A 13678-nucleotide genomic window follows, 5' to 3' on the forward strand; every position below is an offset into this window, starting at 1 on the left:
CTCTTATTTACTTTAAATATAACATATTCTATTTAAAAAATCAAATGCTAAATAAACTTAGTTGGTTACTTTCTGGCATGCCATCTAAGCATCCATGATTTCTTAAAGCTTCAATTACGGTTTTAGTTACTTTAGCACGATTTATTAAATCTTCAATTGATAAAAATTCTCCATTGGTTCTTTCTTTCACAATACTTTTCGCTGCATTTTCACCAACACCTTGCAAGGATTTTAATGGAGGTAATATGCCTTGTTTAGTTATAATAAATTTATCACTATCAGATTCATATAAATCTACTTTACAAAACTTAAATCCTCTTAAATACATTTCAAGAGCTACTTCTAATACAGTTAACAAGTTCTTTTCCTTAGCTGTTTTAGAATTGCCCAACTCTTCTAATTCTTCTATCTTTCTTTTAATTACTTCAGGCCCTTTTGTAATTAATTCTGCATCGAAGTCAGCTGCTTTAGAAGTAAAATAAGTAGCATAAAAAGCTTCTGGATAGTGAACTTTAAAATAAGCTATTCTAAACGACATCATTACATATGCTACAGCATGTGCTTTTGGAAACATATATTTTATTTTTTTACATGACTTAATATACCAATCTGGCACATTCATTTCCCTCATATACTCTTCATCTTCTTGTGATAAACCTTTGCCTTTCCTAACTTTTTCCATTATTTTAAACGATCTTTTTTTATCTAATCCTTTATAGATTAAGTAAAGCATAATATCATCTCTAGTTGAAATTACTTCACTTAATTTTGCAATTCCATCTCTTACTAAATCTTGTGCATTATTAAGCCAAACATCAGTGCCGTGAGACAATCCACTAATTCTTACCAATTCAGCAAAAGTAGTTGGTTTAGTATCAATTAACATCTGTCTAACAAATTTAGTACCAAACTCTGGTATGCCTAAAGTACCTACTTCACATTCTAAATCTTCTTTAGATATCCCAAGCGGTTCGGTACTAGTAAAAATGCTCATAGTTTGTTTATCATCTAGAGGTATACTTTGAGGGTCTACTCCTGTTAAATCTTCTAACATCTTAATTATTGTAGGAACATCGTGACCTAAAATATCAAGCTTTAAAATTCTACCACTTATAGAATGATAATCGAAATGCGTAGTTATAACTCCTGAATTTTTATCATCTGCAGGATATTGGATTGGGCAGAAATCAAAGATTTCCTTATCACTTGGTACAACCATTAAACCACCTGGATGTTGTCCAGAAGTCCTTTTTATGCCTGTACAACCTTTAACCAATCTATTTATTTCTGCACTATTAACCGCTATGCCTTTTTCTTCAAAATATTTCTTTACAAAACCGTATGCAGTTTTTTCTGCTATAGTACCTATTGTACCTGCTCTAAAAACATAACCTTTACCAAAAAGTTGTTCTGTATATTTATGCGCTATTGGTTGATATTCACCAGCAAAATTCAAATCAATATCTGGTTCTTTATCACCTTCAAATCCTAAAAACACTTCAAAAGGAATATCATGCCCATCTTTATTATATTTTGTTCCACATTTTGGACATATCTTATCTGGTAAATCAGCTCCTGAACCGACAGAACCATCAGTAATGAATTCACTATTTTTACAATTAGGACACACATAATGAGGTGGTAAAGGGTTTACTTCTGTAATATCACTCATTGTAGCAACAAAAGATGAACCAACAGACCCTCTTGAACCTACTAAATAGCCATCTCTTAAAGATTTAGTTACCAATTTTTGAGCTATAATATACATAACAGCATATCCATTACTAATAATCGAATTAAGTTCTCTATCTAAACGATCTTTTACAATGTTAGGCAAGTTGTCTCCATATATTTGCTTAGCTTTCTTATAGGTCATTTGCCTTAATTCTTCTTCGGCCCCTTCAATTTTAGGTGGGAAAGTTCCATTCGGTATAGGCAAAATATCTTCTATCATATCAGCAATTAAATTTGTATTATATACAACTACTTCTTTAGCTTTGTCTTCTCCTAAATACTCAAATGCTTTTAACATTTCGTCAGTAGTTTTAAAATATAGAGGAGCTTGATTATCTGCATCTGAGTATCCTTGTCCATGCATCAATATCCTTCTATATACTTCATCATACGGATCTAGGAAATGTACATCTCCAGTAGCAACTACTGGCTTTTTGAATTTTTCTCCAAGTTCTACTATTTTCTTATTAATCAATTTTAACTCTTCTATATCTTTTACTACTCCATTTCTAATAAGATGTAAATTATTTTCTATTGGTTGTATTTCCAGATAATCGTAAAAATTAACAATTTCTCTAATTTCATTAAAATCTTTTCCTTTCAACAAAGCTTTATAGAGTTCACCTGCTTCACAAGCTGTTCCAAGTATTAAATCCTCTCTATATTTTGCAAGTAAGGATTTAGGTATTCTAGGTTTCCTGTGAAAATATTTTAAATGTGATTCTGATATTATCTTATACAAACTTTTTAATCCGCTTTGATTTTTTGCAAAAATGACAATATGATAAGTCTCACTAGTATTAAAACTATTATTGTTAAATATAGTATTTATCTGTGATAATTCTGAAACGCCTTTCTCCTTCAATATTGCTAAACATTTTAAAAATATTTTAGCAGTTGCTTCTGAATCATCCACTGCTCTATGATGATTCTCTAGTTTTATATTTAGATGTTTAGCTAAAACATTTAATTTATGGCTTTTAAGTTTAGGAAATAAATTTCTAGACAGCTCTAAAGTATCTAAAATTGGATTAACAAGTTTAAATCCATATTTATTACAATTCACTCTAATAAAGCCTACATCAAAAGAAGCATTATGAGCAACTAAAACGCATCCACTTATAAAATTCAAAAATTCTGGTAAAACTTTTTCTATAGTTGGTTTATCAGCTACCATTTCATTACTTATACCGGTAAGTTGTACAATTTTTTCAGGTATTTTAATCTCTGGATTTATCAATTGACTAAATCTATCAATAATTTGGTTCCCTTTAATCTTTACTGCTCCTATTTCAGTAATCTTATCATTAAAAGGTGATAAGCCTGTTGTTTCGATATCGAAAACAACATATTCACAATCTAACTTTTCTTTATTATAGTTTGAAACTATCAATTTACTATCGTTTACTAAATAACCTTCAACTCCATACAGTACTTTTATGCCATATTTTTTAGAAGCTTCCATGCCATCAGGAAAACTTTGAACTACGCCATGATCTGTTATAGCTATAGCCCTATGTCCCCATTCACTTGCCCTTTTAGCTATAGTATTAAAGCTTGACATTCCATCCATTGCACTCATTTGTGTATGTACGTGTAATTCTATTCTTTTCTCAATTGCCGTATCATATCTCTTATTTTTTTTAGCCAATTTAATAGCTTTAGCAATAATTATCATCTGTTTTAAGAAAGTATCATAAACAATATCCCCATTTAGTTTAATAAAAATCCCATTTTTTATACTTGAATTTAGTTTTTCCTGAACTTTATCATTAGCAAAAATTTTCACAGTTATCGAATTTGTATAATCTGTTATATTGAAGACATAAAGTTTTTTATTATTTTTTAACTCTTTTATTTCTAAATCAAAAATTTCCCCTTCCACAGTAGCTGAACCTGTATTAGTATTAATATCAGAAATTCTAACAATTTCATCATCAAAGTTTTTACCATAAATCAAACTACTATCATTTTTTTTCACAACTTGTTCTCTATTATTTTCTTCATTATTTCGCTTTTCTGTTAGTTTTATAATAAAGTTTTTTTCTTCTTTTTCTTTCAATTCATTGTGTATTTTAACATTAACACTTTCATTCTTATAAATAAAATTAACTTTTATCTCTAATCTAAAACTATTGAATAATGTTTTTCTAACTATTTCATCTATCCTTTTATTGATTAATGACTGATAAATAAATTCATTTTCTATATATAAATATAATATCTCTTTTTCTACACTCCACTTTAAACTATCTGTCCAACCTACACTTGAAGGAATTTCTTTATGAATTATGTAAATAATATTTTCCCAAAACTTTTCAATAATTACTTTTAAATTATTATATTGTTCTTTATATTCAACCAAAATATTGATTTTTTTCAAACCTTCAATTTTGTCTTTCAAATCTAACTTAATTTTTTCTAATTCATTAAAACTTAATATTTCTTTAGAGCTTAAAACTATATCTAACGAATTATCTTTTAAATTATATCGAGCTTTTTCTATGATAGCAAAATAAACAGAGTCTGGAACTGTAATATTAACTTTAGCTATTTTCTTTCCAAAATATTTATCTTCAAAAGAGTTCATTTAAACTGCTGCCTCCTTATATTCTAACACTCATATACCTCTAATATATCTTCAATTCTACTTAATTCGTTCAATAAGTCAAGTTTAATAGAGGTATTCGGTATTTGTATAAGTAAAGTAATCACTACTATATTATCATCCTGTGATTCTAATTCAATATTTCTAATATTTGCGCCATATTTTCCAGTAATTGATCCTACTTTACCAAGCTGCCCAGGTTGATTAACTGAAACTATTTTGATACACATATAATTTCTTCTCACTTTAATATGCTTTTCAACTCTAGTAAAAGCTAATAAAGTAATAAATACTAACAATGCTGTTAAAATAGCTGCTAGATAAAAGCCAGCTCCAATAGCTAAACCAATGCATGCTACTGCCCACAAACCAGCAGCTGTAGTTAATCCTTTAACAGTTGTTCCTTCTCTAATAATTGTTCCAGCTCCTAGAAAACCTATACCACTAATCACTTGTGCTCCTAATCTAGTTACATCCAAACTACTTTTGTAATTATATAAATCAACTATATATATTCCTGTTAACATAACTAAAGTCGAACCTACACATACTAAAATATGTGTTCTAAAACCAGCAGGTCTCCGTATACTTTCTCTTTCCATTCCAATTAATCCCGAAAGTAGAATTGATAAAAAAAGCCTAATAAAAATTTGCTTAATTGTTAACATATCATACACCTATTTCTTTAAATTTACTAAACTAATATATTTTGCTATATCTCTATACATCTTTAACCTAGCTGTAAAACCTTTTACAACTCCTAACTTTTCTTCTTTCATAACATGTGTTACATTATCTAAATAAACTTCTTTAGTTTTTATATTATTTTTAGAAACATATCTTGTCAATGCTACTTCAATTCCATATCTCGTTACATCAATATTAGAAATTCCTTCAATTATGTATCTCTTTATAGCCCTTTGGCCAGACAAGTAAGGTGTTAATTTTTGAGCTAAGTCTGTTGCAAATCTTCCATTATTAAATATACCAATTGACATATCACATTCTCCACTAATAACTGGCATTAGTAAATCTAATATATGATTTGGTTTAAGTCCGACAAGATCTGCATCTAAGAATAATATAATTTCTCCATTTGTTCTATCTATTCCATTTTTTATAGCTCCACCTTTACCAACATTATCTTTTAATTCTATAACATCCACACCAAAATCTCTTGCTATCTGTGCTGTCATATCTTTTGAACCATCACTAACTACTATAATCCTATCAATCAAATCTATTTCTTTAACTACACTTAAAACATTCCCAATAGTTTTTTCCTCATTATAAGCTGGAATAATAGTAGTTATTATCTCCATAAGTTTTCCCCCTAACATTTATGATTGACTAATCTCTTTAATAAGTTCATTTAACAGCTCACTTTCTTTAACTTTCTTTATAATTTCTCCTTTTCTAAAAATTAGTCCATTCCCTTTCCCACCTGCTATTCCAAAATCAGCTTCCCTAGCTTCACCAGGTCCATTCACTACACAGCCCATTATTGCTATTTTAAAAGGTTTATTGATGTCTTTCAACTTTTTTTCAGCTTCTGTTACTAATTTAATAAGATCTATCTCAGTCCTTCCACAAGTAGGACATGATATTATCTCCACATTATCTTTAAGTAATCCAATAGATCTTAAAATTTGTTTTCCTACTTTTACTTCTTCAACTGGATCACCTGTTAATGATACTCGTATTGTATCCCCTATTCCCATGAGTAAAAGGGTACCAATTCCTATTGATGATTTAATAGTTCCTTTCCAAACGGTACCAGCTTCAGTTATTCCAAGGTGAAAAGGATAATCCACTATTTCTGCCATTTTTTTATAAGCATTTATTGTCAAAAGTATATCAGAAGATTTTAGAGAAATTACTATGTCTCTAAAATCCATATTTTCAAGTATTCTAATATGGTCTAATGCACTATATACCATAGCATCCTCATTTACTCCACCAAATTTATCAATATATTCTTTACTTATAGAGCCAGAATTAACACCAATTCTTATAGGTACATTATAATCTTTACAAGCTTTTACTACTTCTTTTATCCTATCTTCAGATCCAATATTCCCTGGATTTATCCTTAAACCATCTACACCATTTTTCACAGATTGAATTGCTAACCTATAATCAAAGTGTACATCTGCTATCAGAGGTATGTTTATTTGCTTTTTAATTATTCTTATTGCATTAGCTGATTCAATATCCTTAACGGATACTCTTACTATGTCGCATCCTTCTCTTTCTAGCTCTTTTATTTGTTTAATTGTGCTATTTATATCTCTTGTATCAGTATTAGTCATAGACTGAACAGTAATTTGTGAATCTCCACCTACTGCTACATTACCATAAAATATTTTTCGTGTTTTCCTTCTCATAATAACACCTACCTAAAAACATTAAATCTAACAATATCCTTATATACAATAATTACCATAAGTATCATTAAAAAAACAAATCCGATAAAGTGAATAAAGCCCTCTTTTTCAGGTTCTATTGGCTTTTTCCTTATAGATTCTATAAAAAGAAACATCAACCTACTTCCATCCAAAGCTGGTATTGGTAACAAATTGAAAAATCCTAAATTCACACTGATTAACCCTGTTAATGACAATACACTTAATATTCCTACTTTTGCTGCTTCCCCAACCATATATATGATACCAACCGGGCCTACTATATCTTTAGTATTTATATTGCCTTTAAAAAGCATTTCAAAAAACTTAAACATCATACTAATAATGAAAATAGTACGTTTAATTCCTACTTCTACTGAATATATTATCGACTTTTTAGCCTTTGGTGTTATACCTATCATAAATCTATTTGACTCTTTATTTAACATAGGTTTGACGATAAATTTCTTTTTTTCATTTCCTCTTAATACTATAATTTCTAATTTCTTATTTTCCCCTTTATTAATTTCAGTAACTATTTCTTCCCATTTTGTAATTGTTTTATCATTAATTTGAACAATTTTATCCCCTTTTTTTAAGCCTGAATTTTCTGCTGGAAAATTAGGAGTGATTTTTTCAATAGTCGTAGTTGGCATACCTATAACATAAGCTATAATACTAAATACTAAAATAGCCAAAACAAAATTCATAAATGCACCAGCAAATAATACAGCAGCTCTTGATAATATAGGTTTATTATTAAAACTTCTCAGGTCATTTGAAACTTCATCTTCGCCTTCCATCCTAACATATCCGCCTATTGGCAATATACGTATTGAATATTCAGTCTCACCTTTTCTTATACTTGTTAATCTTGGTCCCATACCTATTGAAAATTCATGAACTTTTATATCTACCATTTTAGCTACTATAAAATGTCCAAACTCATGAAAAATAACTACTAGAAAAAAAACTAATATAGCCGCAATAGCTGTAAGCAATTACCAACACCACCTATCTATTATATTCTGAAATAATATATTCTCTTGCCCATTTGTCACTTTCTATTATATCATCTAAATTAGGTCTATATATTATTTTATGCTTTGACATTGCTTTTTCAATTAATTTAGGTATATCTAAAAATTGTATCTTTCTTTCTAAAAACAGTTCCACAGCTATTTCATTAGCTGCATTTAAAACACTCGGCATTGTCCCTCCATGTTTTATAGCTTCAAATGCAAATTTCAAACAAGGAAATGTATCTAAATCAGGTTCTTCAAACGTTAACTCTTTAATCTCTGTTAATTTTAATTTTTTTATGTTACTATATTTTCTTTCTGGATAAGTCAAAGCATATTGTATTGGTATCTTCATATCAGGTACTCCTAATTGTGCTATTATTGAACCATCTATAAATTCTACCATTGAATGAATTATACTTTGTGGATGTACAACGACTTCAATATTTTCTATATTAACATCAAATAACCACTTTGCTTCTATAACTTCTAACCCTTTATTCATCAAAGTCGCTGAATCAATAGAAATTTTTCTACCCATAGACCAATTCGGATGTTTCAAAGCATCAAAAACACTTACATTTTTTAAATCATTTAATTTTTTGCCTCTGAAAGGTCCTCCTGAAGCAGTTAAAATTATTTTTGAGACTTCTTCTTTTGCTCCTGATCTCAAACTTTGAAAAATAGCAGAGTGCTCACTATCAACAGGTATAATATTTATGTTATTCTTTTTTGCTTCAGCCATTACTATTTCTCCTGCTGTTACCAATGTCTCTTTATTTGCTAAAGCAATTATTTTACCAGATTTTATTGCTTCTAATGTAGGTAAAAGTCCAATCATTCCAACAACTGAAGTTAACACAATATCAGATTGTTTTTCAGTTGCAACTTCAATTAACCCTTCCATACCACTTACTACTTTAATATTATGTATTTTTAGCTTCTCTCTAAGCAATTTTGCTCTATTTTCATCATAAACTGCTACAATTTGAGGTTTGTATTTTAAAGCTTGTTTTTCTAACAAATCAATGTTTTTATTTGCAGATAGACCAACTATATTAAAATCTTCTAATTCATTTATAACTTCTAAAGTTTGTGTTCCTATCGAACCTGTAGATCCTAATATACTTACATTTTTCAAGCTATCACTCCTATTATGTTTATTTCAAATTAATATAAGTATACTTAATTAAATAATAACAATATAAATTATCTTTTTGCTACCATTTATTATAACAATAATTTAATAAAATAATATACAATAGGCGTTGTATATAAAATACTATCAAATCTATCCAGTACTCCCCCATGACCTGGCATAATATTCCCATAATCTTTTACACCGCACAGCCGTTTAATTTTAGATGCAGTAAGATCTCCAATCTGAGCAAATAATGATGCTATAACAGCTAACAAAGTAAATTTTACAAAATCAGTTGATCCAATGTATTTAGCAAATAATAAAGTTACAATTAAAGAACCTAAAATTCCACCAATAGCACCTTCAACTGTTTTTTTAGGGCTAAGATTCGGACATAGTTTTCTTTTACCAAACATCATCCCTGTAAAATAAGCAAACGTATCTGTTGCCCAAGCAGTAATAAAAATTAACCATATCATGATATTTCCATTTAACAGTATAATATGAAATAATAAAAATATTATATATATTTCACTAAAAACAGTAGCACTAATATCATTCATATTTAAATTTTTATTAAATACAAAAAGTAACATTACTGAAAAAAAATAAACTATCAATAAAAAAGGTATATATGATTGAGCGTTAATATTAATTAAAATAAATAAACAAATTGTTATAAAATAATTCAAAAATACTAATGGCCTAATATCTATTTTCCTTACTGTCTTATCAAACTCAAATAGACCAATAAGACCTATAATAAGTACTGAAAAATTTAATAAAGGACCCCCTTTTAAAACTATACTAATAAGTAATAGTAACCCAATTACTCCACTAATAATTCTACTCTTCAAAATATCACCATCCTATATTTTTCCAAATCTTCTCTCTCGATTTTGATACTCAAGTATTGCTTTATACAAATGTTCTTCTTTAAAATCTGGCCATAATGTATTTGTAAAATAAAACTCTGAATAAGCAATTTGATATAGTAAAAAATTACTTACTCTTTGTTCTCCACTAGTCCTTATCAAAAGATCTGGGTCTGGTTGATTGCTTGTATATAAATATTTTTTAAAATTCTCTTTATTTATTTCTTCAACACTTATTTTATTGTGTTTTACATCAAATATTATATTTCTAACAGCTTGTATAATTTCATCTCTTGACCCATAATTTAATGCAATATTTAGAATAAGCTTTTCATTATTTTTAGTTTTCTCAATAGCTTTAATTATTTCTTTTTTAGGTAAGTTCGGCAATTCATCAATATTACCTAAAACCTTAATTCTTACATTGTTTTTATGTAGTGTATCTAGTTCTTTTCTTAAATATTCTACTAATAATTTCATTAAAGTATCCACTTCATCTTTAGGCCTTGCCCAATTTTCAGTTGAAAAAGTATATAGAGTTAAATATTTAATCCCTAAGTTTCCACATGCTTTAACTATTTCTTTTACTCGTTCAACTCCTTCTCTATGTCCTGCGGTCCTTGGTAAAAATCTTTTTTTAGCCCACCTTCCGTTTCCATCCATTATTATCGCAATATGTCTTGGTAATTTACTTCTATTTATTAAACTTTTAAGTTTTTCTTTTTTCAAAACTTCTTCACTCGTATTCCCAAACATCTAATAACCTCCATTTTCAGTCATTAAAAACCCCTTCTCTATAAAGAAGGGGACTAAAAAAATCCTACTTTTAAAACTAAACAATCATTTTCTTCTAACACTTTTACTATCCTTATATCTTCAAGATTTACATTTAATCTTTTATTCAGCCCATATGTATTTCTTATTTCTATTTTTTTATCCAATTCTATGAATTTAATTGCATCTATTAAGTTATACCCCAATAAATTGCTATACTTCAACTTATAACTATACCTCCAACAATTCTTTTTCTTTCTTTTCAAATAATTTATTAATTTCTTCAATATACCTATCAGTTAGTTTTTGAACTTCTTCTTCAGCTTTTCTTAAATCATCTTGAGTTAATTCTCCGGTTTTTTCCATCTTTTTCAAATGATCATTTGCATCTCTTCTCTCATTCCTTATTGCTACCTTTGCATTTTCTGTAAGTTTTTTCAAATGTTTTATTAATTCTTTTCTTCTTTCTTCTGTAAGTTGTGGTATGTTTAGTCTTATAACTTTATTATCAATTGATGGATTTAATCCTAAATCGGATTTAATAATAGCCTTTTCAATAGCTGGAACTGCATTTGCATCCCAAGCTTGAATAACTAATAGTCTAGGTTCTGGAGCTGATATATTAGCTATTTGCTTAAGAGGCGTAGATGTACCATAATAGTCAACCATAATCCTATCTAACAAAGCTGGATTAGCTCGACCAGCTTTAATACCCACAAGTTCTTCTTTATAAACTTTTAAAGTTTTTTTCATCTTTTCTTCTGTCGTTTTATGAACTTCTAAATACATATTTAAACCTCCTTTACTTGAGTACCTATTTTTTCACCCATAACTACTTTAACAATGTTTTCCGGTTGCTCAATACCAAAAACTATAATTGGTATTTGGTTATCCATACATAATGATGCTGCTGTTGAATCCATAACTCCTAATCCTAAGTTTAAGATATCTTTATAATCAATTACTTCAAACTTCTTTGCATCTGGATTCAACAATGGATCTGAATCATATACGCCATCAACACCTTTTTTAGCCAATAAAATTACATCTGCTTCGATTTCCGCTGCCCTTAGAGCTGCTGTAGTATCTGTTGAAAAATATGGATTTCCTGTACCCGCTGCAAAAATCACTACTCTACCTTTTTCCAAATGCCTCACTGCTTTTCGCCTTATGTAAGGCTCAGCTATTTGTCGCATCTCAATTGCTGTTTGAACTCTAGTATATACCCCTAAGCTTTCTAGTGCATCTTGCATAGCCAAAGCATTTATTACAGTTGCTAACATACCCATATAGTCAGCAGTCGTCCTGTCCATTCCTACACCACTTTTTTTGCCTCTCCAAAAATTACCTCCACCTACTACTATAGAAGTTTCTACATCAAGCTCATTTAAAATCTTAATTTGCTTTGCTATATTCATTATTGTAGCTTTATCAATACCGAAGCCCTTATCACCAGCCAAAGCTTCACCACTTAACTTAAGTATAATTCTTTTATATTTAACTTCTTTCATTTGAACACTCCTATATATTTTATTCTATATTATTCTATATAATCCTTCAAATTCAAAAAAATATACAAAAATATTATTAGAAACATTAGTACTCAAATGGAGAACACTAAGTGTTCTCCATAAAAATTACATCTTAATTTGTTTAGCTACTTCTTCTGCAAAATTCTCTTGTTTCTTTTCAATTCCTTCTCCTACTTCATATCTAACAAATCTTCTTATTTTTATATTTTCTCCTATTTTTGCTATCTTCTCTGTTACTAAATCCTTAATTGTTACATCTGGGTCTTTTATAAAAGGTTGTTCTAATAAACATACTTCCTTATAGAATTTTTCTAAACGTCCTTCTACCATTTTTTCAACAATGTGTTCAGGTTTACCTTCATTTAAAGCTTGTTGCTTTAAAATTTCTTTTTCTTTTTCAATTACCTCTGTCGGAACTTCTTCTCTTGATACATATTTAGGATTTTGTGCAGCAATTTGCATAGCTATATCACGTACAAATTGTCTAAATTCTTCATTCTTTGCAACAAAATCAGTCTCACTATTTACTTCTACAAGTACACCTATTCTTCCACCATGTATGTAAGAATCCACAATTCCTTCAGCAGCTACTCTTCCTGCTTTTTTAGCTGCTTTTGATAAACCTTTTTTTCTTAATATCTCAACTGCTTTTTCTAAATCGCCATTTGCCTCAACTAAAGCTTTTTTACAATCTAACATACCTGCTCCTGTTCTTTCTCTTAACTCTTTTACCATAGAAGCTGTTACAGCCATTTTATCCCCTCCTAATTATTAATAATTAAAAAGGTAAGAGCAGTAAGGGATAAGCTCCCTTCCAACCCTTACCTTACATTTACTCGTTATCTTGTTCTCCTTGCTTTCCTTCTAGTACAGCATTTGCTATTGTTTGTGTTAGTAACTTAACTGCTCTAATCGCATCATCGTTACCAGGAATCACGTAATCCACTTCATCTGGATCACAATTAGTATCTACAATAGCTACAACTGGTATACCAAGAGTTCTAGCTTCTTTAACTGCTATCTTTTCTTTTCTTGGATCTACCACAAATAATACATCTGGAAGGCCTTTCATATTCTTAATTCCACCTAAAAATTTCTCTAATCTTTCAGCTTCATGTCTTAATTTAATTACCTCTTTCTTAGGTAATACATCAAAAGTACCTTCCTCTTCCATTCTCTTTAACTCATGTAATCTGTCCACTCTCTTTTTAATTGTCTTATAGTTAGTAAGCATACCACCTAACCATCTTTGATTTACGTAATGCATACCACATCTACTTGCTTCTTGCTTAATAGATTCTTGTGCTTGTTTTTTAGTACCAACAAAAAGTACTTGACCCCCATTTTCAACAATTTCTTTTATAAACTTGTATGCTTCTTCAATTTTCCCAACTGTTTTCTGAAGGTCAATAATGTAAATACCATTTCTTTCAGTAAAAATGTACTCTGCCATTTTTGGATTCCATCTTCTAGTTTGATGTCCAAAATGAACACCTGCTTCTAGAAGTTGCTTCATTGTAATTACTGCCATATCAATACACCTCCATTGTTTTATTCCTCCACCTGAATCATATCCCAAGAAGACCC

At 29.2% G+C, this 13678-nt stretch carries 13 protein-coding genes; all 13 read right to left on the reverse strand.

The features are described from left to right. Positions 1-40: 40 nt before the first annotated feature. The gene (locus TR13x_RS02235; protein ID WP_082394750.1) at positions 41-4324 is read right to left on the reverse strand and encodes a PolC-type DNA polymerase III; all 4284 of its coding nucleotides are present in this window, start codon (positions 4322-4324) and stop codon (positions 41-43) included. 23 nt (positions 4325-4347) lie between these two features. Further along, entirely contained in the window at positions 4348-5010 is a 663-nt protein-coding gene (locus TR13x_RS02240; protein WP_054870247.1) for an MgtC/SapB family protein, read from the reverse strand. A 9-nt stretch (positions 5011-5019) separates the two neighbouring features. Then, positions 5020-5664: a glycosyltransferase family 2 protein gene (locus TR13x_RS02245; protein ID WP_054870248.1), complete on the reverse strand. Its 645-nt coding sequence runs from the start codon at positions 5662-5664 to the stop codon at positions 5020-5022. A gap of 18 nt (positions 5665-5682) precedes the next feature. Beyond that, positions 5683-6729, reverse strand: a complete 1047-nt coding sequence (ispG, locus tag TR13x_RS02250) for a flavodoxin-dependent (E)-4-hydroxy-3-methylbut-2-enyl-diphosphate synthase (RefSeq protein WP_054870249.1) — start codon at positions 6727-6729, stop codon at positions 5683-5685. Positions 6730-6737: 8 nt separating this feature from the next. Next, on the reverse strand, positions 6738-7748 hold the full coding sequence (gene rseP / locus TR13x_RS02255) for an RIP metalloprotease RseP (protein WP_054870250.1): 1011 nt from the start codon (positions 7746-7748) through the stop codon (positions 6738-6740). 13 nt (positions 7749-7761) lie between these two features. Continuing rightward, the gene (locus tag TR13x_RS02260; RefSeq protein WP_054870251.1) at positions 7762-8910 is read right to left on the reverse strand and encodes a 1-deoxy-D-xylulose-5-phosphate reductoisomerase; all 1149 of its coding nucleotides are present in this window, start codon (positions 8908-8910) and stop codon (positions 7762-7764) included. An 89-nt stretch (positions 8911-8999) separates the two neighbouring features. Continuing rightward, on the reverse strand, positions 9000-9767 hold the full coding sequence (locus TR13x_RS02265) for a phosphatidate cytidylyltransferase (RefSeq protein WP_054870252.1): 768 nt from the start codon (positions 9765-9767) through the stop codon (positions 9000-9002). A 12-nt stretch (positions 9768-9779) separates the two neighbouring features. Further along, the gene (locus TR13x_RS02270; protein WP_054870253.1) at positions 9780-10541 is read right to left on the reverse strand and encodes an isoprenyl transferase; all 762 of its coding nucleotides are present in this window, start codon (positions 10539-10541) and stop codon (positions 9780-9782) included. Positions 10542-10594: 53 nt separating this feature from the next. Next, positions 10595-10783, reverse strand: a complete 189-nt coding sequence (locus TR13x_RS02275) for a hypothetical protein (protein ID WP_054870254.1) — start codon at positions 10781-10783, stop codon at positions 10595-10597. A 7-nt stretch (positions 10784-10790) separates the two neighbouring features. After that, a complete protein-coding gene (frr, locus tag TR13x_RS02280) occupies positions 10791-11348 on the reverse strand; it encodes a ribosome recycling factor (RefSeq protein ID WP_054870255.1) in 558 nt (185 codons plus the stop codon). A gap of 2 nt (positions 11349-11350) precedes the next feature. Beyond that, positions 11351-12070 carry a UMP kinase gene (gene pyrH / locus TR13x_RS02285; RefSeq protein ID WP_054870256.1) on the reverse strand — a complete coding sequence of 240 codons (720 nt, stop codon included), beginning with the start codon at positions 12068-12070 and terminating at the stop codon, positions 11351-11353. A gap of 126 nt (positions 12071-12196) precedes the next feature. Continuing rightward, positions 12197-12844, reverse strand: coding sequence for a translation elongation factor Ts (tsf, locus tag TR13x_RS02290; RefSeq protein ID WP_054870257.1), 648 nt, complete (start codon positions 12842-12844; stop codon positions 12197-12199). 79 nt (positions 12845-12923) lie between these two features. After that, entirely contained in the window at positions 12924-13622 is a 699-nt protein-coding gene (gene rpsB / locus TR13x_RS02295) for a 30S ribosomal protein S2 (RefSeq protein WP_054870258.1), read from the reverse strand. Positions 13623-13678 lie beyond the last annotated feature (56 nt).

Origin of the sequence: Caloranaerobacter sp. TR13 (genome assembly GCF_001316435.1) — a bacterium.
Classification (GTDB): Bacteria; Bacillota; Clostridia; order Tissierellales; family Thermohalobacteraceae; genus Caloranaerobacter.

Bases quoted from the DNA above. Each gene is read 5' to 3' on its own strand.
- TR13x_RS02235 (WP_082394750.1), bottom strand. From the start codon at position 4,324: ATGAACTCTTTTGAAGATAAATATTTTGGAAAGAAAATAGCTAAAGTT.
- TR13x_RS02240 (WP_054870247.1), bottom strand. From the start codon at position 5,010: ATGTTAACAATTAAGCAAATTTTTATTAGGCTTTTTTTATCAATTCTA.
- TR13x_RS02245 (WP_054870248.1), bottom strand. From the start codon at position 5,664: ATGGAGATAATAACTACTATTATTCCAGCTTATAATGAGGAAAAAACT.
- ispG (WP_054870249.1), bottom strand. From the start codon at position 6,729: ATGAGAAGGAAAACACGAAAAATATTTTATGGTAATGTAGCAGTAGGT.
- TR13x_RS02270 (WP_054870253.1), bottom strand. From the start codon at position 10,541: ATGTTTGGGAATACGAGTGAAGAAGTTTTGAAAAAAGAAAAACTTAAA.
- frr (WP_054870255.1), bottom strand. From the start codon at position 11,348: ATGTATTTAGAAGTTCATAAAACGACAGAAGAAAAGATGAAAAAAACT.
- pyrH (WP_054870256.1), bottom strand. From the start codon at position 12,070: ATGAAAGAAGTTAAATATAAAAGAATTATACTTAAGTTAAGTGGTGAA.
- tsf (WP_054870257.1), bottom strand. From the start codon at position 12,844: ATGGCTGTAACAGCTTCTATGGTAAAAGAGTTAAGAGAAAGAACAGGA.
- rpsB (WP_054870258.1), bottom strand. From the start codon at position 13,622: ATGGCAGTAATTACAATGAAGCAACTTCTAGAAGCAGGTGTTCATTTT.